This is a genomic window from Streptomyces ortus (assembly GCF_026341275.1).
Lineage (GTDB): Bacteria > Actinomycetota > Actinomycetes > Streptomycetales > Streptomycetaceae > Streptomyces > Streptomyces ortus.
This window is the reverse complement of the sequence record NZ_JAIFZO010000002.1, coordinates 3,972,886-3,995,221: the sequence shown is the minus strand read 5'-3', so window position 1 is coordinate 3,995,221 and position 22,336 is coordinate 3,972,886. Positions and strand designations below refer to the sequence as shown.

Here is a 22,336-nt window from a genome sequence, read left to right as displayed (position 1 = left end):
GGGGTAGTCCATACCAATCAACCGCCGCACGGCTCTTTCCCGCCGTGCGGACACCGTGTCATGCTCACCGCCAACGCACCTATGAACATTGTTCACATCCATGGAATCCCCATCCCTGGAAGGCGGTTCGGGCATGAGCGACCGTGGCGCGGAGAACACCCACCGGGCACGCACGAGCCGGACCCTCACGAGCCGGGCACGCACGAGCCGGGCCCTCACAAGACGGACCCTTACGAGACGGGCCCTGCTCGGCAGTGCGACAGCGGTGGTGGCGGGCCTCGCGACCGGCGGCACACCCGCATCCGCCGCGACCTCCCGCCCGCAGGTGCCCGCACTCTGGCGGGAGCTCGCCCGCACCCCCTGCACGCACCCGCAGATCCCGTACATCGGCCGGGCCGGCCAACGCGCCGGGGCGGCGCGCTTCCCCCGCAGCCCCGGCGCCGCCGCCGTGGCCGACGTCCGCGCGTACGGCGCCACGGCGGACGGCTCGGCCGACTCCGCACCCGCGATCAACCGTGCCATCGCCGCTGCCGGAAGGGCCGGCGGTGGCACGGTACTCATCCCGCCCGGCACCTACCGCCTCGACGGCCTGATCCACATCGGACGCTCGAACGTCGTCCTGCGCGGCGCCGGCAGCACCCGTACGAAACTCCGCGCGACCCGCAGTCTCACCGAGGTGATCGGTGTCTACGGGTCGCGTTACGGCGGAGACAAGTCGTCCTGGTCCTGGGCGGGCGGACTCATCTGGCTGTGCCCCACGGACCGCTTCACCACCCTGACGGACGCCATCCGTACCGAAGAGTGGCCTTTCGAGGGCTGGACCGGCAACGAACGGGACGAGTGGCGGACGCTCACCACGGTCCAACCGGCCCGCCGCGGCTCCTGGACGGTGACCGTCACGGACCCGGACCGGCTCGCCCCCGGAGACCTCGTCCTTCTACGCCTCGCGGACGACCCCGCCCACACTCTCCTGGAACACATGGCGGGCGACGGCGCGGGCCCGGAGGCGTACGTCTGGGACGACAAGACAAAATTGACCAGCTACGTCCCGTACGAGTGGCCGGTACGCGTCGCGCGCGTGCGGGGCCGGCACATCACCCTGGAGCGGCCCCTTCCGCTCGACGTACGCCCGGAGTGGGACCCGCGTCTTACCACCCATGTGGAGGCGCTGACGGGATCCGGGGTGGAGGGCCTCACCCTGGAGGCCGTCGAGACCCCGCAGTCCCCGCATCTCCTGGACAAGGGCTACAACGGCGTCACCTTCCAGTGCGCGTACGACTGCTGGGCCGACGACATCGTCGTACGGCACATGGACAACGGCTTCGGGCTGGTCGCCGCCTCCGCCTGCACCCTGCGGAACACCCGGGTCGCGGGGCGCGGTTCGCACCACCCGTACTTCTGCCGTGAGGGGTCGCACGACAACCTCGTCGACCGCTTCACCATCGAGGAACGCACCACACCCGCCCCCGCGAACACCCAGCTCCACGGCATCAACGTGGAGGGGCTGTCCTCGTACAACGTCTGGTCGCGCGGTGACATGCGCATGGGTACCTTCGACTCGCATCGCGGGATGCCCTTCGCGAACGTCCGTACCGACATCACGGTCGTCAACAACGGCCGCCACGGCGGGGACGCGAGCGCGGGTCCGCTCTTCGGCGCCCGCTTCACCCACTGGAACATCCGGGTCACCAACGGCCGCGCCGGGCTGATCCGGATCGACGGCCTGGCCCCGTACAGCGCCACGGTCGGCATCAACGAGGTGACGGAGTTCGACCAGACCGACGTACCCGACTTCACCGGGCCGCCGCACTCCCGCCTGGAGCTGTACGGGACCACGGACGCCGTACGCCCCCGGAACCTGTACGACGCTCAGCGCGACCTTGGACCCGAGCTGTCGCGGTAGCGGCCCGGCGCCACTCCGACCAGGCGTTTGAAGTGGCGGCTGAGATGCGACTGGTCGTAGAAGCCGGTCTCGGCGGCCACCTCGCCCGGTGCGCCGCCCGCCAGCAGCAGCCGGCGGGCCCGTTCCACCCGGCGTGACATCAGGTACTGGTGCGGCGGTATCCCGTACGCGCCGCTGAACGCCCGCACCAGATGGGCGGGGTGCGCGTGCACGAGCCCGGCGGCCTCCTGGAGGGTGACGCCCTGGAGGAGTCGTTCGTCGAGCAGTTCGCGGAGCCGGTGTGCGAGCGGGTGGTCGGCGTCCCGGCCGTCCTTGACGAGCGCGGGCCGCAGATGGCCGCGCAGCCGCTCGCCGATCAGGGTCAGCCTGCTCTCCGCCTCCAGCTCGTCCCCGGGGTGGGCCAGGGCGGTGTGCAGCTGCCCGACCCGCCGCCGCAGCACGGGATCGAGGAAGTCGGGGGTGTCGACGGCCGGTCCGATGTACGTCTCGTCGAGGCGGCTGAGGTCCAGGTACAGGACACGTTTGCGGAAGCCGTCCTCGGTGATCGGCGAACCGTTGTGCGGCACGTGCGGCGGGAGCAGCGAGACCGTGCCGTCCGGGGTGCCGTGCTCGTGCCGGTCGAGGTCGTAGCGCACCGCGCCCGCGTCGACGAGCAGCAGGGTCCACGCGTCGTGCACGTGCATCGGATACGCGTACTCCGTGAAGTGGGCGTGGAAGACCTCCACGACACCCGGCACGCTGGGGCGCCAGGCGGAGACCTCACGCCGGACCACCATGCAAACAACGTACAAGACGGGAACGTACGCGGCTCGGCAGTCTCGAAGCATGAGCAGCATGAGCAGCACGAGCAGCACGAGCAACGAAACCCTTGAGAACGCCCCGGCCGTCGCCCCGGCACCCGTCCGTTTCGACACCAAGATCGCTGTCCTGCTGCGCGAGGACCTGGAGCCGTGGCAGCGGCTGAACGTGACCGCGTTCCTGGTCAGCGGCTTGGGACCGGCGGTCCCCGAGGTGGTCGGAGAGCCGTACGAGGACGCCGACGGCGTCGGTTACCTGCCGATGTTCCGCCAGCCGGTGCTGGTCTTCGAGGGTACGAAGGAGACGCTGAAGGCGGCCCACGGCAAGGCCCTGTCCCGCGCCCTGCCCCGTGCGCTGTTCACCGCGGACCTGTTCACCACGGGCAACGACCGCGACAACCGGGCGGCTGTCCGGGCCGTACCGACCGCGGACCTCGACCTGGTGGGCCTCGCGGTGTACGGCCCGCGCAACGCGGTGGACAAGGTGGTGAAGGGGGCACGGATGCACCACTGAGGCGTACGGGGTGTCGCGGCCCGCTGCCGGGTACTAACCGGCTCTGACCTCGGGCTTTTCAGGCTGGGAGTGGGGCTGGGGCTGGGGCTGGGACTGGGACGGGGTCTGGGACGGGGTCTGGGGCCGGGGTGGTTCGGCGGTGAGCCCGGTGGGATCGGTGACGGAATCGGTGATGGGCCCGGCGGTGGGCTCCTCGTCCGGGAGCTTGCGCATGAGCAGCCCGTACCCCAGCCCGGCCACCGTGCCGACGGCCGCGCACGTGCCCCACAGCCAGGCCGCCCCGAAGCGGTCGATGACCACACCGGCCAGCAGGGGCGCGACGAGGGCGGCGACGGACCAGGACATCGTGTACATGCCCTGGTACCGGCCGCGGCCGTGGGTGGGGGAGAGACGGACGACGAGGCCGGTCTGGGTGGGCGCGTTGACGATCTCGGCGACGGTCCACACGCAGATGGTGAGCGCGAAGACGCCGATCGAGCCCGCGAAGGCGGTGAGCCCGAACCCGTACCCGGCGAGGAGTGACGACACCACGAGGAGTCGCTTCGGGTCCCGGTACTGGATGAAACGGGTGACGGGGAGCTGGAGTACGACGATGAGGACGCCGTTGACCGCGATCACCAGGCCGTAGTCGGCGGGGGTGAAGCCGGCCTGGCCCATCGCCACCGGCAGGCCCACGAACCCCTGCTGGAAGATGAGCGCGACGAGGAAGGACAGCCCGACGACGCTCATGAAACGCCCGTCGCGCAGGACCGTCCCCAGGCCGACTTCGGGCTCGTCGGCCGTCTTGGCGGTCGGCGCGGGCCGCGACTCGGGCAGTTTCACGAAGACGACGACCGCGCAGGCCATCGTCATCCCGGCCTCGACGAGGAAGCCGGCGAGGTAACTGGCCTCGGCGATGAACCCGGCCGCGGCGGACGAGACGGCGAAGCCCAGGTTGATGGCCCAGTAGTTGAGCGAGAAGGCCCGCACCCGGTCCTCGGGCTTGACGATGTCGCCCATCATCGCCTGCACGGCGGGCCGGGAGGCGTTGCTGGCCATGCCGACGAGGAAGGCGACGGCCGCGATGGACACCGGGTCGCGCACGAAGCCGAGCAGCGCGACGGAGACGGCCGTGGACGACTGGGCGATGAGGAGTGTGGGCCGCCGCCCGAGCCGGTCCGTCATCACGCCGGCGCCGAGCGAGGAGATCACTCCGCCGAGCCCGTGGAGCGAGGCGACGAGTCCGGCGTACGAGGCGGAGTAGCCGCGGTCGAGCGTGAGGTACAGGGCCATGAAGGTGGCGACGAAGGCACCGAGCCGGTTGACGAGCGTGCTGGTCCACAGCCACCAGAACTCACGGGGGAGCCCGGAGAGGGTCTCGCGGGCGACACGTCTCACGCTCAGGGACGTGAACGGCATCGGGGACTCCCAGGTCTGCTGAGCGCTCTTGACGCGAGCGCGGCTCATGTAGGTGACGCACGCGGGTGGCGCACGCAGGTAGCGCATGCAGGTAAGGCGTAAGGCGTACAGATGGCGCATGTAGGTGGTGCGTGTGCGTGGCGCATGTAAGTGGTGCATGCGGTGAGCACAAATTACGAGGACGGGACGGTCGGCGGCCACTCAATTAACAGAAGTCGTCAAGTGTCGCGGATGCGGGCGGGGGAGGCGGCCCAGGGGTGTCCGGGTTCCGGGCGGGCGAGCGGTCGATCGGGGGCTTCGATTACGCTCGGGGCCATGGCCGACGCACCGTACAAGCTGATCCTCCTCCGCCACGGCGAGAGCGAATGGAACGCGAAGAACCTGTTCACCGGCTGGGTGGACGTCAACCTGACGGAGAAGGGCGAGAAGGAGGCAGTCCGCGGCGGTGAGCTGCTGAAAGACGCCGGCCTGCTCCCCGACGTGCTGCACACCTCGCTCCAGAAGCGCGCCATCCGCACGGCGCAGCTCTCCCTCGAATCGGCGGACCGCCACTGGATCCCGGTCCACCGCAGCTGGCGCCTGAACGAGCGCCACTACGGCGCGCTGCAGGGCAAGGACAAGGCGCAGACCCTCGCGGAGTTCGGCGAGGAGCAGTTCATGCTGTGGCGCCGCTCGTACGACACGCCGCCGCCCCCGCTTGAGGACGGCACGGAGTTCTCCCAGTCGGACGACCCGCGCTACGCGACGATCCCGCCGGAGCTGCGCCCGCGCACGGAGTGCCTGAAGGACGTCGTCGTCCGCATGCTGCCGTACTGGTATGACGGCATCGTCCCGGACCTCCTGGCGGGCCGCACGGTCCTGGTCGCCGCCCACGGCAACTCGCTCCGCGCCCTGGTCAAGCACCTCGACGGCGTCTCGGACGAGGACATCGCGGGCCTGAACATCCCGACGGGCATCCCGCTCGCATACGAACTGGACGCATCCTTCAAGCCGCTGACCCCGGGCGGCACGTACCTGGACCCGGCGGCAGCCACGGCGGCGATCGAGGCGGTCAAGAACCAAGGCAAGAAGAAGTAGGTTCCGCGATCATGCCCCTGAGCTGCGCATACGGCGCGGCTCAGGGGCATGTTCATGCCATGGGACCTCTGGGACCTCAGTTCGTGTGATCTTGCGGCCCCAGAGCCTGGCGATGGTAGGTGGTTTCTGGGTCAGTGGCCTGCCGCGTCGGCGTCGCGGCGGCGGCGGTGGACTGCCGCGGCGTAGGTCGTCAGGCCGCCCAGGACCAGTGCCACGCTGGCGGCGATGATCAGGCTGGCGGTGGAGGAGGTGCCGGTGGCCGCGAGGGAGGCTCCTCCGGTGACAAGGCCGGTTCCGGTACCGCTGAGGTAGTTCACGATCGTTTTCCTCTCGGCGGCCTGTCGGCCGCGTCGGATCAGGTGGGTCTGAGAGATCGAGTGATGAGTGCCTGCGTTAGGGCGTTAGGGCGTGCTGCTGGGGCTGCGTCTCGGTCATTTCCAGGTGGAGACACGGGTGGCGTACGACTTCACGACCGAGGAGATGAACCAGTACGCGCGCACCGTGGAGAAGACCAGTCCGGGCAGCATCAGCACATCGACCAGGACGCCCTTCCAGCCGAGGTGCCGGGTGCGGAAGGCGGCGTACACGATCCAGAAGGCGACCAGGCACAGCCAGACGGGGTCCAGGACGAAGCCCGTGTTCGCGATCACGCCGGTCCAGACGGCCAGCCACCCCAATGTGTAGAGGAAGCCGACGAAACCCAGCACCATGCTGGTGATGGAGAACCACGTGTGCCTGGTCCAGCCGCGGCGCCGCAGAGTGTCGACCGTGCCGCGCCCCCAGCGCTCGCGCTGACCGATCAGCTCACGCAGGGTGGGCATGAGGTCGGTGTAGGCGATGCAGTTCTGGTTGGCCGTGACCTTCCAGCCCACTTCCTTCAGCGCGAGCGTCGTCTCGTAGTCCTCCACGAGGTTGGCGTGGTCCTCCCAGAACACCTCGCCGCGCCAGCGCAGGATGCTCAGCAGTGCCTCGGTGCGGTAGAAGGAGCCGGCGCCCGACATGCTGTGGATGCCGAACCGGTAGCGCCCGCGCGCGTAGCGCCCGTACTCCATGATCTGCATCCCCAGCAGGTAGCGCTGCCAGAGGTTCTTCCACAGTCCGGTGCGGCCGTGGCAGGTGGCGCTGAGTCCGCCCAGCCTTCGGTCGGACGCCATCACGTTGCGCGCCCGTTCCAGGAACTTCGGGTGCAGGCTGGTGTCGGCGTCCATGATCAGCAGATATTTCGCGGTGGCCGCGAGTCCGCCGACTGCGCTGTGCAGCCAGTGGATGCCGTGGTTGAGGGCGCCGGCCTTCTTGTGCGGGTTGTCCGGCAGGTTGAAGACCACCGTGTGCGGCACACCTGGGCGGTCGGCGAACCGGTGCGCGAACTCCTCCGTCCGGTCCGAGGAGTTGTTGACCACGATGACGATCAGGTCGGGTGGTGCGCTCTGCGCCGCGAGCGATTCCAGCGCCAACAGCACGCCGGCCTCCTCGTTGCGGGCGGGAAGGATCACGGCGGTCTCCATCAGCGGAGCCGCTCCCTGGGTGACCAGACGTCGCCGGTGCGCGCCTTGCGTACGTCTGCCCCTGCTGTGACCTGGGCCGCCCCCGTGACGGCTTCCCTCATTGTGTTCCGCTAACGGACTTGACGGGTCTTTCACCGCCGTGACCGGGCGTCCAGCAGCCGTGGCCATGTGATCGGACATGATTTTGTTGCCCCCCGGCGGCCTGGCTGCCGCCATACTCCCCGACGGCCGTCAGGCCGCCCTCTTGTCCGGTGACTGCCCGGCGCCGTTCCCCCCGGCCCGGGACAGACTCGGCAACCACTGCGGTGAGTGGCGGCGCGAGGAGCCATTGTCGCGACGCCGGTCACGGTCCCGGAAGAGTGACGGAGAGGCGTGGGGAAGCTTGGAGGGGGGTGATGGAGCGAGGAGGGGATCGGGTGGTGAGGGCGGGGAGTGCGATCCCCCTGCGCGCCCCCGCGGGAGGGGCGGACGGGCACGTCTTCTTACGGACAGCTGACAGCCTCCGCGATCCGCGCCGCCGCCTCCGCGGGCGTGAGGTGCGTCGTGTCCACGACCTCGGCCTCGGCGTGCAGCCATGTGCGGGCCGCCTCCGCGTAGGGCTCCAGGTAGTGGAGACGGAACGGGGAGTCGGGGCCGAGGACGGTGTCGCCCGCGATGCGGCCCCGGAGCGTGTCCTGGTCGGCGTGCAGCACGAAGTGCCTTACCGGAATGCCATGTTGAGCGAGGCCCGCGCTGATCTCGCGCCAGTACTGCTCCACCAGGACGGTCATCGGCATCACCAGGGTGCCGCCCGTGTAGTCGAGTACGCGGCGGGCGGTCTCCACGACGAGCGGTCGCCATGGCGGCCAGTGCTGGAAGTTGTCCGACCCGGGTCCGGGCAGCCCCGGCGTGATGTCCATGAGCGTCTCGCCGACCTTCTCGGCGTCGAACACCCGTGAATCCGGGATCAGTTGCTGCACAAGCGCGCTGGTCGTCGTCTTGCCCGCCCCATGGGTGCCGTTGAGCCATACGATCATGGCCTCACGCTACCGGCGGGCCGACCGGTCATGCCCTCGGCACGGCAGCACCGAGCCAGCCGGCGAGCGCGACGAAATCGGCGTCTCCCAACCCCCGGCCCGGGTCGACACGGTGGAGCAACGACGGCCCCGGGTGCTGCGCGTCGACCCAGAACCGGTCCATGTCGCCGATCTCGTCGTCGACCCAGATGAACGGGCGGCTCCCGGCCCACTCGACGATGTGCGGCGTCTTCCAGTGCAGCCCGCGCGGACCCTCCTCGGCGACCGTGGATGTGGACATGGACGTGGACGCATCAGGCCACCTCACCACGGGCAGGACCGGCAACCCGATCCGGGGCGCGACCACCTCATTCGCGTCGTCCAGCCACGTCGAAGCCCACACCAGGTCGCATCCCAGCGCCAGCAGACGCCGCCCGACGGTGGGATCGAGCCGCCCGAGCAACGGGTTTCCCGAAGCCGGGGAAGCCGGGGAAGCCGGGAAAGTCGGGGAACCAGGAGAAGCAGGGCGTCCGGGCAGTCGCCCGGGAAGCCCGTCGGGCAGTCGGTCGAGCTGTCCCTCAGGCCCTCGTTCGGTCGGCCCGCCGAACGGGATGAGTGGTCCGTCCACGTCGAGGAAGAGGACTGGACGCCCGTCCGCGCAACGTTCGTTCAAAACTGTTCCTTTCTGATCATGTGTGCCGCTACAGTGACCCAGCTGTCGTAAAGGAACGTGATGTTGCCGTTCCGCGTCGGGGAGGCGAACGACAGCCCATTTCGCCACTTCTGTCACGTCATCATTCTTGTGGGGGCACATGAAGATTCACAGACGCCGCGTGCTCGCGGCACTCGGCACCGTCGTGGCCGTGGCCGCCGGCATGGCGACCGCCACGCCCGGCGCGGTCGCCGCGGAACCCGTCACCTGGCCGGCCGCCGACGGCAAGCTGACGTTCGTCAACGGCGCCCGTAACGTCATGCAGACGCAGGACCCCGGCAGCAGCACGTACACCGACTTCCTCGCCGACGCGCGCCAGCCTGCCTGGTCGCCCGACGGCAGCCGGGTCGCGTACGTGAAGGACAACCGGGTCGAGACCCGCCGCTACACCGGCTCCACCCTGGTCAAGATCCAGGAGCAGGGCTCGATGACCAGCGTCGGCCACCCGACGTTCCTGCGGTCGGGCAACACGGTCGTTTACTCCGGCGGCGGTCGCCTCCGGTACGCGTCCTCGGACGGCTCCCGCTACGCCCAGCCGCTGTTCTCCACCACGGAGGACGGCTGCGACCGTCAGCCCAGCGCGTCCGTCAACGGCCTGGTCGCCTTCGTCCGCACCGGCGACACCTGCGGTTCGCCGACCGGCTCGGCCATCTGGCTCTGGGAGGACACCACCGGCGGCTTCACGAAGCTGGCCGACTCCGGCACCAACCCCGCGATCTCGCCCGACGGCACCCAGGTCGCCTTCGTACGCGAGGCCGACGGCCAGAGCCGGCTCTTCGTCGTCAACACCGACGGCACGGGGGAGCGCCAGCTCACCTTCACCGACGCCGCGTACGCCCCGGCGTGGTCGCCCACCGGCACCCGGATCGTCGTCACCAACGGCACCGACGAGGACGTGGCCATCCCGCGCATCGTCGACGTCGCCACCGGCGACGTCACGACGGTGGCGCTGCCGCCGGGTACGTCGTCGGCCCTCGACCCCGCCTGGCAGCCGCTGCGCAGCCAGAGCGTGGGCCGCGTCTGGGGCGCCGACTCGTACGGTACGAACATCGCCGCGTCCCGCTGGACCTGGAACACCACCGGTCAGAGCGAGCCCGGCCTGATCGACGCGAAGACCGCCGTCCTCATCAGCAAGGACAGCCCGTCCTACGCCCTGACCGGGCAGACCCTCGCCGCCCAGAAGCAGGGCCCCCTGCTGATGACGTCGAAGACCTCGGTGTCGACCGCCGTGCAGACCGAGCTGAAGCGCTCGCTGAAGCCCGGCGCCACCGTCTACCTGGTGGGCAACACGGACATCCTGTCCAGCGCGGTGGCGACCAAGGTCAGCTCGCTCGGCTTCACCCCGAAGCGGCTGTCCGGCACCTCGCGCTACTCCACGTCCGTGGCGGTCGCGAAGGCGGTCACCAGTTCCCCGGAGTATGTGTTCATCGCCACCGGCACCGACTACCACTCGGCGATCGCGGCCTCCGCCGCGGCCGGAGCCCTCGGCACGGGCGGCCGGGGCACGGTCGTCCTCAACGAGGGCAACACGCTGTCGTCGTCGGTGAAGTCGTACCTCAACTCGATCGACCCCGACCAGACCCTGGTCATCCCGGTCGGCACCTCGGCGAAGTACGCGCTCACGCACACGGCCTTCTCCAACTGGCCCGACACCTTCTCGTACTACCCGATCAGCGGCAGCGGCCACGACGGTACGTCCGCTGAGCTGGCGCGGTTCTGGTGGAGCTCCCCGTTCCAGGTGGGCCTGGCCTGGACGGACAGCTGGCGCGGCGGGGTCTCCGCGAGCACCGGCATGCTCAACTACGGCCCCGTCCTGTGGACCGACGAGACGACCCTGTCGGAGACCAGCGCCACCTACCTGCGTCAGCAGGCGGCCGGCGTCAACTCCGTCATCGCCTTCGGCGGAACCGGGTCGGTCTCCGCGGCCGAGCTGACCGCGGCGGGTTCCGCCATCAGCGCGGGCAGCTCGCTGGTGGAGTACCGGCCGTACTACAACGGCCTCGCCCCGGCGCAGGCGACCGCGCGCTCGGCAGCCCCCGGCGTCGCGAGCGACACCGCGCAGCGGGCGACCGGTACCGCGGCCCCGCAGCCGAACCTGGACGCGGTGCGCACCACCAACCGGTAGCCGCCGACCGCCGGCGCGTGAACCGGTGAACGAACGGAAGGGCCCCGCACCTGAAGCGGGGCCCTTCCGCGTTCACGGCCAGGCAACGTAACGCCGGGCCACACCACCTCACGCCCCAGGCGCGTCAGCCGCACTGACAGGGATTGCCGGACTGGCACCCGCATCCGCAGCCCGAGCCGCAGCCGCAGGCGCCGAACAGCGGCAGGCTCTTGATCTCGACGGGCTGCTGCGTCTCGCGTTCCTGGGTCGGGTCGGGTGTGGTGGGGGAATCGGCCATGGGTCCCTCCTCGAAGGCTTGTGCCTACTCCCATTGCATTCCCCCGGGGCCGGGCGCATCAACGGCGCACGGAGGCTTTCGGGCTCCCGCCCGCACCCGATGCGCCCCCTGGTGGCCGGATCCCGGCCCCACGGCATCGGGCTCCCGTTCCCGGCCCGCTCCAGGCCCGCCCCCGCCCGTACCCGGCTTACGCGCCCTCGACCTGCGGAGCCGTCTGCAACTCGTCGGCGTGCTCGCCCGTCACCAGGTACACCACGCGGTTCGCCACCGACACCGCGTGGTCCGCGAAGCGCTCGTAGTAGCGGCCCAGCAGCGTCACGTCCACCGCGGTCTCGATGCCGTGCTTCCAGCGGTCGTCCAGGAGGTGCTGGAAGAGCGTGCGGTGCAGGAGGTCCATCGCGTCGTCGTCCTGCTCCAGCTGAAGGGCGAGGTCGACGTCCTTCGTGATGATGACCTCGGCCGCCTTCGCCATCAGCCGCTGCGCGAGCTGGCCCATCTCCAGGATCGTGGCGTGCAGGTCCTGCGGAATGGCACGGTCCGGAAAACGCAGCCGCGCCAGCTTCGCCACATGCTGGGCGAGGTCGCCGGAGCGCTCCAGGTCGGCCGACATACGGAGCGAGGTGACGACGATCCGCAGGTCCGTGGCCACGGGCTGCTGCCGGGCCAGCAGGGTTATCGCCCGTGCCTCAAGGTCGTGCTGGAGATCGTCGACCTTCTGGTCTGCCGCGATCACGCTCTCCGCCAGCTTCAGATCGGAGTCGAGGATCGCCGTGGTGGCGCGACCGATGGCCGAGCCGACGAGGCGGGCCATCTCGACCAGGCCCTCGCCGATCGAGTCAAGTTCCTCGTGGTACGCGTCCCGCATCTGGATGTCCCTTTCCTACGTCTGCTTCGGAGGTTCACTGGGGCTCGTGAACCCCACGGTCCCACGCTCCGGCCTGAACGCGTCGGTTTACGTCCCCTCAAATGAACCATCACCGGCACCCAGGTGAATTCTGGGCGACGCCACCTCTTCCCGCAGGTGGGAAGGGTGCGCGGGCCGGTCGTACGAAGTGAACCAGCAGGGTCTCCAGGGTGAACTCTGGGCGACGAGTGTTCGAGTCCACCCTCGGACGACTGTGACCGGGGCGTACAGCGTGCCTAACCTGGAGCCATGGACGTGAACGCGGCGGTCGCCGCAGTGGCAGCGATCGCCGGTGTACTCACCGGTGTCATCGCCGTGCTGGCGTTCCGCTGGAGCGAGCGGGAACAGAAACGCCCCACCCGTACCTCTCTGCACACCGACCCCGTCCTGCCACCGGGCGTCGACACCGTTCTGTCCGTGCTCCGCTCCTCCGCCGTCGTCCTGGACGAGTCCGACGCCGTGGTCAAGGCCAGCTCCGCCGCGTACGCCCTCGGGCTCGTGCGCGGCGGGAAACTGGCCGTCGAGCCGATGATCCTGATGGCCCGCGACACCCGCAGGGACGGCGAGATACGCCAGGTCGAGCTGGACCTGCCCCGGCGCGGCACCGGCCGCGGCGAGGCACTCGCCGTGTCCGCCCGGGTGGCGCCGCTCGGCTCCCGGCTCGTACTGCTCCTGGTCGAGGACCTCACCGAGGCCCGCCGGATCGAAGCCGTACGACGCGACTTCGTGGCCAATGTCAGCCATGAGCTCAAGACCCCGGTCGGCGCGCTCTCCCTGCTCTCCGAGGCCGTCATGGGCGCCTCGGAGGATCCGGAGGCCGTGGAGCGCTTCGCGGGACGCATGCAGATAGAGGCGACCCGCCTCACCAACCTCGTCCAGGAGCTCATCGACCTCTCCCGGGTCCAGAACGACGACCCGCTGGAGGACGCGGAACCGGTCCGCGTCGACGAACTGGTCGCCGAGGCGATCGACCGCTGCCGCCACCAGGCCGGCACCAAGCAGATCACCATGGCCGCCGGCGGCACCGCCGACCTGCGCCTGTGGGGCAACCGCGGCCAGCTGGCGGCCGCGCTCGGCAACCTCGTGGAGAACGCCGTCAACTACTCGCCCGCCCGCACCCGGGTCGGCATAGCCGCGCGCAGGGTGACCGCGCCCGGCGGAGACCTCATCGAGATCGCCGTGACCGACCAGGGCATCGGCATCTCCGAGAAGGACAAGGAGCGCGTCTTCGAGCGCTTCTACCGCGTCGACCCGGCCCGTTCCCGCGCAACCGGCGGTACGGGACTCGGGCTCGCGATCGTCAAACACGTGGCAGCCTCGCACAGCGGGGAGGTCACGGTGTGGAGCTCCGAGGGTCAGGGCTCCACCTTCACCCTGCGGCTGCCGGAGGCGGTCGCCGCCCGCGACCGCGCGAGCGGCGACCGGACACCCGGCCTCGACGAAGGCGACGAGGCCGGTCAGACCGACGGGACGACCACCGTCTCATCCCCGTACGAACCCTTTTCTGCCCCGGAGGTCCACCCGTGACCCGAGTGCTCGTCGTCGAGGACGAGGAGTCCTTCAGCGACGCCCTGTCCTACATGCTCCGCAAAGAGGGTTTCGAGGTCGCCATCGCGGCCACCGGGCCCGACGGACTCGACGAGTTCGAGCGCAATGGCGCCGACCTCGTCCTCCTCGACCTGATGCTGCCCGGCCTGCCGGGCACCGAGGTGTGCCGTCAGCTGCGCAGCCGTTCGAACGTTCCGGTGATCATGGTCACCGCCAAGGACAGTGAGATCGACAAGGTCGTGGGGCTCGAAATAGGAGCCGACGACTATGTGACCAAGCCCTTCTCGTCGCGTGAGCTGGTCGCCCGCATCCGGGCCGTCCTGCGCCGCCGCGGCGAGCCGGAGGAGGTCAGCGTGGCCGCACTGGAGGCCGGCCCGGTCCGCATGGACGTCGACCGCCACGTGGTCACCGTCTCCGGCTCCAAGGTCGACCTCCCGCTCAAGGAGTTCGACCTCCTGGAGATGCTGCTGCGCAACGCGGGCCGCGTCCTGACGCGTATGCAGCTCATCGACCGGGTCTGGGGCGCCGACTACGTGGGCGACACCAAGACGCTGGACGTCCACGTGAAGCGCCTGCGGGCGAAGATCGAGCCGGACCCCGGCGCGCCCCGCTACCTCGTGACGGTCCGCGGCCTCGGCTACAAGTTCGAGCCGTAAACCGCACACGACAGCCCGAGGCCACGGGAGCACGACAGTAGGTACTGCGAAGGGCGGGTCCCCTGCGACAGGGGACCCGCCCTTCGTCATGCGTCGCGTCCGCACGAGACCTGCCCGTACGGGAGAACGGTGGCTGTACGCCGCTCAGTGGCCCGCGGCCGACTCCGCGGCGTCGGCGCTGGCCGAGGCGGCGTCGGTGGACCGGGCGCCCGCCTCACCCGTCTCCTCGGTCTCACCCGAGGCGGACCCGGTGGGCGACGGCGACCCGGTGGCCGTACCGGACTCCGACTTCTCGGCGGACGGCTCGGTGCTCGACGCCGCGGGGGCCGCGCTCGGACCCCACTCGGCGTAGTAGCCCTTCGCGGGCACGACGAACGCTTCCAGCTTCACGTCGCCGGTCTTGCTGAAGGCGAAGGTGACCGGGTGCGCGTCGCCGTCCGCGAACGCCTCGCGGCTGTTCTCCAGTACGGCGGAGGCGTTGCCCTTGCCGCCGAGGACCAGCGAGCCGCCGGCCGGGACGGTGAGCTTGCCCGCGCCCTTGGCGGGCTTGAGCTGTGCGCCCTGCCCGACGCCCTCGACCTTGACGGACTCCAGGGTCTGGGCGGTGTCGCCGTTGTTGAACACGGTCGCGGAGACCGCGGACGGGCCCGTCGACTCCGGCTCGGCCTGGGTGATGACCACGGCGTTCTGGATCTTGATCTCGCCGACGGTGACGGCGGCGTTGTCCGGCTTGATCTCCAGCGTCTGGGCCTTGTTGCCGGCACCGCACGCGGCGAGCGAGGCGATCGAGAACGCGATGGCGGCGGCGGCGAGGCTGCCGCGTCGAAGGCTGCTGCTCACGGCGGCGGCAACTCCTAGAACGTGGGCGGATCAGAGCGGCTCACTTGATAAAGCCGCCCTAAGGGTCGGTCAGCGGCCTCAGGTTACCGAGCCGTTCCCGCGCCGCCGCACCCGACCCGCCCCTACGGCCGGCCGACCGCTCCCGCGACCGCTCCCGTACGCCACTTCCCCGGCCTTCCGCCGCACGCGTCACCCGCTGTAGTTGCATCCCGCATGGACTCATCCGTCACGCACTCGTCCGTCTTTCACATAAGAACCCTCGGAGAGAACCCTCGGAGAGAACCCTCGGAGAACCCCCGGTAAGTCTCCGGTGCGGTCTTGCGGATTTCCCGTGCGGAATGCAGGGCGGTCCGAGAAATCGATCTTCGGTTGAACTCCGGTCGTTCCCGCCTCGTTCTCCCCTCGATCTCCGGCCGATCTCCAACCGAGCCGATCCCGATCTCCGGATGATCTCCGGCCGGTCTTCGATCGATCTCCCGGGCCGAGTGATCAATTTCCGATTCGGCTCGTACGTGACTCCGTTCACCGAACGGAGTAGCGGAAGATGGGCCTTCGGAACCCGACAAATCTGGACGATCAGGCACGTGGGCGGGGGTCGAGGGTGTTGTAACGTGCGCGTTTCTCCTCGCCGGGAGAGCCGCTCCGACCTGCGAATACCGTCGTCGGCGACCCCTCCGCAGCACGTTCATGTTGCGATTGTCAAGCCCCGAGATATGCCCTGACCTGCGAAAACGCCATTCAGAACACGCGGTTTCCGTGTTACCCTGGATAGCCACGGAAGGGGTACCTGTCACATGACGTTCAAGGTTGGCGACACCGTGGTCTATCCCCATCACGGGGCCGCGCTGATCGAGGCTATCGAAACTCGTCAGATCAAAGGCGTGGACAAGACCTACTTGGTGCTGAAGGTCGCCCAGGGCGACCTGACAGTGCGTGTGCCAGCGGACAATGCGGAGTTCGTCGGCGTACGTGATGTGGTCGGTCAGGACGGACTGGACCGCGTCTTCGAGGTACTGCGCGCGCCGTACGCCGAGGAGCCCACTAACTGGTCGCGTCGTTACAAGGCAAATCTTGAGAAGCTCGCCTCCGGCGATGTCATCAAGGTGGCGGAGGTAGTCCGTGACCTGTGGCGTCGTGAGCGCGAGCGTGGACTCTCCGCCGGCGAGAAGCGCATGCTCGCCAAGGCCCGCCAGATCCTGGTGAGCGAGCTCGCCCTCGCGGAGAACACGAACGAGGACAAGGCCGAGGCCCTGCTCGACGAGGTCCTCGCGTCCTGACGCCCGTCGCGCTCTGATCGCTTTCTGACCAGAGGTGAAACGAGCGGTTCGGCGCAATGAAATGCCGTGGTGCCCGATGACGTATTCACTGTCGCCGGGCGCTGCGGCATGTTCGGCCCCGGACGCATTTCGCACCCGGCGCATGTCCATACCGTTCACGTCCGTACCGGTCATGGCCGGCCGTACCCGTCATGGCCATACCGGGAAACCGTGCGCACACATCACGCAGACCCGCATCATGCAGACCGCATCACACACGCACACGGTGTACATCCCGCACTCGGACGCCCCCGACAATTCAGGGATCCGATACTCAGAGTGCCGGGCCCGGACAGCTGGCTCGACCATCTTCACGGAAGGGTCCGGTCAAAGCGTCGCGCCCGGCACTCCCCCAGCCCGTCGGCCGGGGTACGCCCAGGCCATACCCACGTCGGCCGAGCATACAAACCTGACAGGAACCGATGTCTGACGATTCGCGCCCCACGCCTCCCGGGGCCCGTACCGCGGCCGTGATTCCGGCCGCAGGCCGGGGCGTACGCCTCGGCCCTGGCGCGCCCAAAGCGCTTCGCACGCTGAACGGCACCCCCATGCTGATCCACGCGGTCCGGGCCATGGCCGCGTCGCGTGCCGTCTCCCTGGTCGTCGTCGTGGCGCCGCCCGACGGGGCCGCGGAGGTCAAGACGCTGCTCGACTCGCACGCACTTCCCGAGCGGACCGAGTTCCACGTCGTGCCCGGGGGCGACAGCCGCCAGGACTCCGTGCGGCTCGGGCTCGAAGCGCTGCCGTCCGGCATCGACATCGTGCTCGTGCACGACGCGGCCCGCCCGCTCGTACCCGTCGACACGGTCGACGGCGTCATCGAGGCGGTACGCGACGGGGCGCCGGCCGTCGTACCCGCGCTGCCGCTCACGGACACCGTCAAGCAGGTCGAGCCCGCGGGGGCGGCCGGGGAGCCCGAGCCCGTGGTCGCCACCCCGGACCGGGCGCGGTTGCGCGCCGTCCAGACACCGCAGGGCTTCGACCGCGCCACCCTCGTAAGGGCCCACGAGACGGTCACGGACAACGTGACCGACGACGCGAGCATGGTCGAGCAGCTCGGACTGCGGGTCGTGGTCGTGCCCGGCCACGAGGAGGCGTTCAAGGTGACGCGTCCGCTGGACCTGGTCCTCGCGGAGGCGGTCCTGACGCGGCGGAGGCTGAACGATGGCTTCTGAGACATCTCCGGTGCGGCCCGCGCAGTCCGCGCAGTCTGCCCAGCCGGTGCAGGCCGTGCAGTCGGTGCCCGCCGTGCCTCTGCTGCCGCAGGTCGGGATCGGTACCGACATCCACGCCTTCGAGGAAGGCCGTGAGCTGTGGTGCGCCGGCCTGCTGTGGGAGGGCGAGGGGCCCGGTCTCGCGGGCCACTCCGACGCGGACGTCGTCGCGCACGCCGCCTGCAACGCGCTGTTCTCCGCGGCGGGGCTGGGGGACCTGGGCCAGCACTTCGGTACGGGGCGGCCCGAGTGGTCCGGCGCGTCCGGAGTGACGTTGCTCGCGGAGGCGGCGCGGATCGTCCGTGCGGCGGGGTTCACGATCGGCAATGTGGCGGTGCAGGTGGTCGGGTCCCGGCCGAAGATCGGCAAGCGGCGGGCGGAGGCGGAGGGGGTGCTCTCCGCGGCGGTGGGGGCGGTGGTGTCCGTGTCCGGGGCGACGACGGACGGGCTCGGGTTCGCCGGGCGCGACGAGGGGCTTCTGGCGGTGGCCACGGCGTTGGTGGCGCGGGTGGGTTGACGGGCCTCACCTCGCCCCCGCCGCCCCTACCCGTTCCCGTCACGTACTCAGGGGCTCCGCCCCCGAACCCCCGGTCCTCAAACGCCGGACGGGCTGAAGTGTCGCCGGACGGGCGGATATCTCCAGCCCGTCCGGCGTTTGAGGACAAGGGGGGCGAGGGGGCGCAGCCCCCATGCGGGACGGGAACGGGTAGGGGCGGCGGGGGCGGGAACCTCTCGTGTCCACCCTGATCCACTTGAGCAAGGAGCCACGTTGCGCTACCGCGAACACTTCGACCGGCAGGTCACCGTCGAGGACGTCTGGATCCCGACCAGGGACCCGCACACCCACCTGCACGCCCGCATCTGGCGCCCCGCAGACGCCACCCCCGTCCCCGCCCTCCTCGAATACCTCCCCTACCGCAAGACCGACTGGACGTCCCCCCGCGACGCCCAACGCCACCCCTGGTACGCCGGCCACGGCTACGCCTCCGTCCGCGTGGACATCCGCGGCCACGGCGACAGCGAGGGCACCCCCGGCGACGAGTACGACGCCCAGGAACTCGCGGACGGCGTGGACGTGGTCAACTGGCTGGCCGAGCAGCCCTGGTGCACCGGCAAGGTCGGCATGTTCGGCATCTCCTGGGGCGGCTTCAACGCCCTCCAGATCGCCGCCCTCGCCCCCGAGCCCCTCAAGGCGATCGTCACCGTCTGCTCGACGGACGACCGCTACGACAACGACGTGCACTACATCGGCGGCGCCGTCCTGGGCGTCGACATGCTCGCCTGGGCGGGCACGATGCTCGCGTTCGCCGCCCGCCCCCCGGACCCCACCAGCGTGGGCAAGGACCGCTGGCTGCCGATGTGGCGCGAGCGCCTCGAAGCCCTCGAACCCTTCCTGCACACCTGGCTGGCCCACCAGCGGCGCGACGACTACTGGCGGCACGGCAGCGTCTGCGAGGACTACACGGCGATCGACGCGGCTGTCCTCGCCGTCGGCGGCTGGAACGACCCGTACCGGGACACCGTGCTGCGGCTCGTGGAACACCTGCCCGGCGACCGCGTCCGCGGACTCGTCGGCCCCTGGTCCCATCAGTACCCGGACCGCGGCCTGCCGCCCGGCCCCGCGATCGGCTTCCTCCAGGAGACCCTGCGCTGGTGGGACCAGCACCTGAAGGACGAGGACACGGGCATCATGCGCGAGCCGCTGCTGCGCGCCTGGCTCAACGACCCGGTCCCGCCCGCCCCTTCGTACGACGTGCTGCCGGGCCGTTGGGTGGGGGAGGACAACTGGCCGTCGACAGCCGTCAGTTGGGACGAGCGGTCCCTCCGTGAGGGGGCTACCGGCGCCAGCCCCGTCCTCGTACGGTCGCCGCAGCACACCGGTCTCGACGCCGGCCGGTTCTTCCCGTTCGGCAACGCGAGCGATCTGCCGCCCGACCAGCGGGAGGAGGACGGCCGTTCGGTCTGCTTCGACTCCGAGCCGCTGCGTGAGCGGTTGGAGATCCTCGGCCGCCCCCGCGTCCGGCTCCGCCTCGACAGCGCGACACCCCGCGCCCACGTCATCGCCCGCGTCTGCGACGTCGCCCCCGACGGCTCGTCCACCCTCGTCACCCGCGGCGTCCTCAACCTGCTCAGCAGGCACGGGCGCGACCAGGCCGTGGAGTGGACCCCGGGGACGTACGAGACGGTGGAGTTCGAGCTGAACGGCGTCGGGTACGCCTTCCCGCCGGGACACCGTGTCAGGGTCGCCGTCTGCGACGCGTACTGGCCCTGGGTGTGGCCGCACGGCGAACGCGGCGCGCTGACCGTGCTGCCCGCCGACAGCGCCGTACTCCTCCCCGTGCGGGACCCCGCGGCCGACGAGAACCGCGCACCCATCCGTTTCGAGGAACCCGAACAGGCCCTACCGCTGGCCGTGGAGCACGAACGGGCCGTCGACCCCGGACCGGAGCGGCTGGTCACACATGACGTGGCCAAGGGGGAGTGGACGCTGGAGGTCGACCCCAACTACGGCGGCTCGCGGGTCTATCCGGACGGGCTGCGCTACGACGAGAGCGCCCGTGAGACGTACCGGATCCGCTCCGACGACCCCCTGTCCGCGCGGGCCGTCTCCGAGTGGGCGATCCGGCTGCGGCGCGGCGACGACTGGGACGCCGAGATCATCACGCGTACGGAACTGCTGGCCACGGCAACGGAGTTCATCATGGACAGCCGGATGGAAGCACGGGCGGACGGAGAGACAGTGGTCAAGCGCGCATGGCACCGCACCACCCCGAGGACGTCCGCGTGAAGCCCGCGAAGACGCCCCGCCGTGCGGTCGCCGCGGCCGACCGCACGCGCCAGCCCACCGAGGTCCGCCGCCGGCTCATCGTGGAGGCGGCCGTCCCGCTCATCGCCGAGCGCGGTTACGCGTCCGTGGGCGTCCGGGACGTCGCCGCCGCGGCCGGGGTGTCGGTGGGGACGGTCACCTACCATTTCGGCTCCGTCCAGGAGATCCTCTCCGAGGCCATGGTGCTCAACATCGAGCGCTACTACGCGGCACTGAACGACGCCGCCCAGGAGGCGTCCGGCGGCGCGGAGGCACTGCGGCTGCTGATCGACGCGCTGTTCACCGAGGACACCGACCGGCACTGGCGGATGTGGTTCGACTACTGGAGTGCCGGCGACCGCGACCAGGACCCCGAACAGGCCTTCGCCGGCGGGCAGGCCAAGCGGTACGAGGACTGGCACGGCCAGATCCGCGCACTGGTCGAACGGGGCGTCGCCGACGGAGAGTTCGTCTGCGTCGACCCGGCCGGGTTCACCGTCCGCTTCGCCGCGCTCTCCGACGGCCTGGCCCTCCAGCGGCTGCGCCAGGCGCCCCCGCTGAGCACGGAGGACGCGCGCCGGCACATGTACCGGCTGGTGGAGACGGAACTGGGCGACGGCGGACGCTGAGTCCGGTGCCCGAGTGCCCGAGTGCCCGGGTCCTGGCCCAGGTCCGGAGCCTTGGCTCAGTCCGCCGCCGAAGCGGAAGCCGATGCCACGGCCGCGCCGATCGCCTCGCTGATCACCCGGCTGATGCGCAGGATGCCGGGGGAGCGGACCGGGCAGGGCCTGGGTGTCGAGGTGGTCGGGGCCAGACAGAAGTGCAGGTAGTCGTCGTCGCGGTGCAGGGCGGTGCGGCCACTGCCCGGCTGTGTGCAGTACGGGCCGTGCGCACGCTCGTACGCGGTGCACGGCAGGTACTGGGTCCAGGTGTAGCGCGCCGAGGCCCCGCTCACCGCCTTCCCGGCGTCCGCGAGCAGATCGCCCGAGGCCCGCGCCTGCCGCTCGTACAGCGCGTTGACACGCCGGACCCGGTCGGGGGTGACCGGATCGGGTCCCTGCAGCACCCAGACGATCCTCGCGCCGCTCGCCGCATGCGCGATCTGGTCCGTCAGCCGCCCCGCGTCGGCGCTGTAGCGCGCGAAGTACCTGTCCCGCTCCTTGTCGTACGTGATGCCGTCCATGCAGGGTGTGTAGCCCCAGGCGTTGCCCCAGAACTGGAGCACCACGAAGTCCGGCCGCAGCCGGCGCACCAGGGCTGCCGCCTTGTCCTTCGGCGGAACGAGGGACTTCTCGCCGGAGCCCTCCAGGTAGTCGCACAGGGTGGTGCCGGAGTAGGGGACGCTGGTGTAGCGCGCCCTCTCCTCCTCCCGCAGGAGTCCGCCGAGGACCTTCTGGTTCTCCATGGCGAGGGAGTCACCGAGGTACAGGACGGTGGGGCGCTCGGCGGCGGCCTCCTCGGCGCCGGCTCCGGCGCTCGCTCCGGCGCCCGCTCCGGGGGTGGCGGCCGGGCGCTGATGCGTGGTCGAGGCGGTTCTCGGGGACGAGGGCGTGGACGCGGTCTCGGGCCCCGACGAGGGATCCCCGCACGCGGTGAGCAGCAGCGCTCCCGCCAGTACCCATCCCGTCAGCACTCCGACGCTCCACGGCCTGCCCATACGGCAACTCCCGCCCCCGCCACCGAAAAACGGCACCCAGACAAGCACAAGGGGCGGCAGGGCGGAAGGGCCTGCCGTGACATCGGGCACCT

Annotated in this window: 21 protein-coding genes; 11 read left to right on the top strand and 10 right to left on the bottom strand. The window is 70.3% G+C overall.

What is annotated here, in order from left to right:
• Positions 1-100: 100 nt before the first annotated feature.
• Positions 101-1,903, top strand: a complete 1,803-nt coding sequence (locus K3769_RS20840; RefSeq protein ID WP_267027910.1) for a glycosyl hydrolase family 28-related protein — start codon at positions 101-103, stop codon at positions 1,901-1,903.
• On the opposite strand, the gene K3769_RS20835 is transcribed toward K3769_RS20840, so the two are convergent.
• The gene (locus tag K3769_RS20835; protein WP_267027909.1) at positions 1,870-2,679 is read right to left on the bottom strand and encodes a helix-turn-helix transcriptional regulator; all 810 of its coding nucleotides are present in this window, start codon (positions 2,677-2,679) and stop codon (positions 1,870-1,872) included. The two genes, K3769_RS20840 and K3769_RS20835, sit on opposite strands and share 34 nt — an antisense overlap.
• Positions 2,680-2,737: 58 nt before the next feature.
• Between K3769_RS20835 and K3769_RS20830 the strand changes: the two genes are divergently transcribed.
• A complete protein-coding gene (locus K3769_RS20830) occupies positions 2,738-3,214 on the top strand; it encodes a DUF2000 domain-containing protein (protein ID WP_267027908.1) in 477 nt (158 codons plus the stop codon).
• 33 nt (positions 3,215-3,247) lie between these two features.
• Here the strand turns inward: K3769_RS20830 and K3769_RS20825 are convergent, their stop codons facing one another.
• Positions 3,248-4,612 (bottom strand): MDR family MFS transporter, encoded by a 1,365-nt coding sequence (locus K3769_RS20825; RefSeq protein ID WP_267031473.1) that lies wholly within the window; start codon positions 4,610-4,612, stop codon positions 3,248-3,250.
• 315 nt (positions 4,613-4,927) lie between these two features.
• On the opposite strand from K3769_RS20825, the gene K3769_RS20820 reads away from it, so the two are divergent.
• Positions 4,928-5,689, top strand: a complete 762-nt coding sequence (locus K3769_RS20820) for a phosphoglyceromutase (protein ID WP_267027907.1) — start codon at positions 4,928-4,930, stop codon at positions 5,687-5,689.
• Positions 5,690-5,820: 131 nt separating this feature from the next.
• Here the strand turns inward: K3769_RS20820 and K3769_RS20815 are convergent, their stop codons facing one another.
• The 4 genes from K3769_RS20815 to K3769_RS20800 form a co-directional block, all read right to left on the bottom strand.
• Positions 5,821-6,006, bottom strand: a complete 186-nt coding sequence (locus tag K3769_RS20815; RefSeq protein ID WP_267027906.1) for a hypothetical protein — start codon at positions 6,004-6,006, stop codon at positions 5,821-5,823.
• Positions 6,007-6,120: 114 nt separating this feature from the next.
• Positions 6,121-7,194 (bottom strand): glycosyltransferase family 2 protein, encoded by a 1,074-nt coding sequence (locus K3769_RS20810; RefSeq protein WP_267027905.1) that lies wholly within the window; start codon positions 7,192-7,194, stop codon positions 6,121-6,123.
• Between the two features lie 482 nt (positions 7,195-7,676).
• Positions 7,677-8,210, bottom strand: coding sequence for an AAA family ATPase (locus K3769_RS20805; RefSeq protein WP_267027904.1), 534 nt, complete (start codon positions 8,208-8,210; stop codon positions 7,677-7,679).
• A 28-nt stretch (positions 8,211-8,238) separates the two neighbouring features.
• On the bottom strand, positions 8,239-8,862 hold the full coding sequence (locus K3769_RS20800; protein ID WP_267027903.1) for an HAD domain-containing protein: 624 nt from the start codon (positions 8,860-8,862) through the stop codon (positions 8,239-8,241).
• A 139-nt stretch (positions 8,863-9,001) separates the two neighbouring features.
• Here K3769_RS20800 and K3769_RS20795 point away from each other — a divergent pair, with 139 nt between their 5' ends.
• Positions 9,002-11,026 carry a cell wall-binding repeat-containing protein gene (locus K3769_RS20795; RefSeq protein ID WP_267027902.1) on the top strand — a complete coding sequence of 675 codons (2,025 nt, stop codon included), beginning with the start codon at positions 9,002-9,004 and terminating at the stop codon, positions 11,024-11,026.
• Positions 11,027-11,150: 124 nt separating this feature from the next.
• On the opposite strand, the gene K3769_RS20790 is transcribed toward K3769_RS20795, so the two are convergent.
• Both K3769_RS20790 and phoU read right to left on the bottom strand, forming a co-directional pair.
• Entirely contained in the window at positions 11,151-11,303 is a 153-nt protein-coding gene (locus tag K3769_RS20790; protein ID WP_188113919.1) for a hypothetical protein, read from the bottom strand.
• Positions 11,304-11,490: 187 nt separating this feature from the next.
• Positions 11,491-12,168, bottom strand: a complete 678-nt coding sequence (gene phoU, locus K3769_RS20785; RefSeq protein WP_107015299.1) for a phosphate signaling complex protein PhoU — start codon at positions 12,166-12,168, stop codon at positions 11,491-11,493.
• Between the two features lie 288 nt (positions 12,169-12,456).
• Between phoU and phoR the strand changes: the two genes are divergently transcribed.
• Together phoR and phoP are read left to right on the top strand one after the other, a co-directional pair.
• Positions 12,457-13,734, top strand: coding sequence for a two-component system sensor histidine kinase PhoR (gene phoR, locus K3769_RS20780; RefSeq protein ID WP_267027901.1), 1,278 nt, complete (start codon positions 12,457-12,459; stop codon positions 13,732-13,734).
• A 5-nt stretch (positions 13,735-13,739) separates the two neighbouring features.
• Positions 13,740-14,411, top strand: coding sequence for a two-component system response regulator PhoP (gene phoP / locus K3769_RS20775; protein ID WP_468666368.1), 672 nt, complete (start codon positions 13,740-13,742; stop codon positions 14,409-14,411).
• Positions 14,412-14,555: 144 nt separating this feature from the next.
• Here phoP and K3769_RS20770 read toward each other — a convergent pair whose 3' ends face one another.
• Positions 14,556-15,251: a copper chaperone PCu(A)C domain-containing protein gene (locus tag K3769_RS20770; protein WP_267027900.1), complete on the bottom strand. Its 696-nt coding sequence runs from the start codon at positions 15,249-15,251 to the stop codon at positions 14,556-14,558.
• Between the two features lie 794 nt (positions 15,252-16,045).
• Here K3769_RS20770 and K3769_RS20765 point away from each other — a divergent pair.
• The 5 genes from K3769_RS20765 (at position 16,046) to K3769_RS20745 (ending at position 21,216) form a co-directional block, all read left to right on the top strand.
• Positions 16,046-16,528, top strand: a complete 483-nt coding sequence (locus K3769_RS20765; protein WP_003953493.1) for a CarD family transcriptional regulator — start codon at positions 16,046-16,048, stop codon at positions 16,526-16,528.
• A gap of 461 nt (positions 16,529-16,989) precedes the next feature.
• A complete protein-coding gene (gene ispD, locus K3769_RS20760) occupies positions 16,990-17,742 on the top strand; it encodes a 2-C-methyl-D-erythritol 4-phosphate cytidylyltransferase (RefSeq protein ID WP_267027899.1) in 753 nt (250 codons plus the stop codon).
• The gene (ispF, locus tag K3769_RS20755; RefSeq protein ID WP_267027898.1) at positions 17,732-18,298 is read left to right on the top strand and encodes a 2-C-methyl-D-erythritol 2,4-cyclodiphosphate synthase; all 567 of its coding nucleotides are present in this window, start codon (positions 17,732-17,734) and stop codon (positions 18,296-18,298) included. Before ispD ends, ispF begins: the two co-directional genes overlap by 11 nt.
• A gap of 252 nt (positions 18,299-18,550) precedes the next feature.
• Entirely contained in the window at positions 18,551-20,569 is a 2,019-nt protein-coding gene (locus K3769_RS20750) for a CocE/NonD family hydrolase (RefSeq protein ID WP_267027897.1), read from the top strand.
• Entirely contained in the window at positions 20,536-21,216 is a 681-nt protein-coding gene (locus K3769_RS20745) for a TetR/AcrR family transcriptional regulator (protein WP_267027896.1), read from the top strand. The genes K3769_RS20750 and K3769_RS20745 overlap by 34 nt, the downstream gene beginning before the upstream one ends.
• 56 nt (positions 21,217-21,272) lie before the next feature.
• On the opposite strand, the gene K3769_RS20740 is transcribed toward K3769_RS20745, so the two are convergent.
• The gene (locus K3769_RS20740) at positions 21,273-22,244 is read right to left on the bottom strand and encodes an SGNH/GDSL hydrolase family protein (protein WP_267027895.1); all 972 of its coding nucleotides are present in this window, start codon (positions 22,242-22,244) and stop codon (positions 21,273-21,275) included.
• Positions 22,245-22,336 lie beyond the last annotated feature (92 nt).

Bases quoted from the DNA above. Each gene is read 5' to 3' on its own strand.
- K3769_RS20840 (WP_267027910.1), top strand. From the start codon at position 101: ATGGAATCCCCATCCCTGGAAGGCGGTTCGGGCATGAGCGACCGTGGC.
- K3769_RS20835 (WP_267027909.1), bottom strand. From the start codon at position 2,679: ATGGTGGTCCGGCGTGAGGTCTCCGCCTGGCGCCCCAGCGTGCCGGGT.
- K3769_RS20830 (WP_267027908.1), top strand. From the start codon at position 2,738: ATGAGCAGCACGAGCAGCACGAGCAACGAAACCCTTGAGAACGCCCCG.
- K3769_RS20825 (WP_267031473.1), bottom strand. From the start codon at position 4,612: ATGCCGTTCACGTCCCTGAGCGTGAGACGTGTCGCCCGCGAGACCCTC.
- K3769_RS20820 (WP_267027907.1), top strand. From the start codon at position 4,928: ATGGCCGACGCACCGTACAAGCTGATCCTCCTCCGCCACGGCGAGAGC.
- K3769_RS20810 (WP_267027905.1), bottom strand. From the start codon at position 7,194: ATGGAGACCGCCGTGATCCTTCCCGCCCGCAACGAGGAGGCCGGCGTG.
- K3769_RS20805 (WP_267027904.1), bottom strand. From the start codon at position 8,210: ATGATCGTATGGCTCAACGGCACCCATGGGGCGGGCAAGACGACGACC.
- K3769_RS20795 (WP_267027902.1), top strand. From the start codon at position 9,002: ATGAAGATTCACAGACGCCGCGTGCTCGCGGCACTCGGCACCGTCGTG.
- K3769_RS20790 (WP_188113919.1), bottom strand. From the start codon at position 11,303: ATGGCCGATTCCCCCACCACACCCGACCCGACCCAGGAACGCGAGACG.
- phoU (WP_107015299.1), bottom strand. From the start codon at position 12,168: ATGCGGGACGCGTACCACGAGGAACTTGACTCGATCGGCGAGGGCCTG.
- phoR (WP_267027901.1), top strand. From the start codon at position 12,457: ATGGACGTGAACGCGGCGGTCGCCGCAGTGGCAGCGATCGCCGGTGTA.
- K3769_RS20765 (WP_003953493.1), top strand. From the start codon at position 16,046: ATGACGTTCAAGGTTGGCGACACCGTGGTCTATCCCCATCACGGGGCC.
- ispD (WP_267027899.1), top strand. From the start codon at position 16,990: ATGTCTGACGATTCGCGCCCCACGCCTCCCGGGGCCCGTACCGCGGCC.
- ispF (WP_267027898.1), top strand. From the start codon at position 17,732: ATGGCTTCTGAGACATCTCCGGTGCGGCCCGCGCAGTCCGCGCAGTCT.
- K3769_RS20745 (WP_267027896.1), top strand. From the start codon at position 20,536: ATGGCACCGCACCACCCCGAGGACGTCCGCGTGAAGCCCGCGAAGACG.
- K3769_RS20740 (WP_267027895.1), bottom strand. From the start codon at position 22,244: ATGGGCAGGCCGTGGAGCGTCGGAGTGCTGACGGGATGGGTACTGGCG.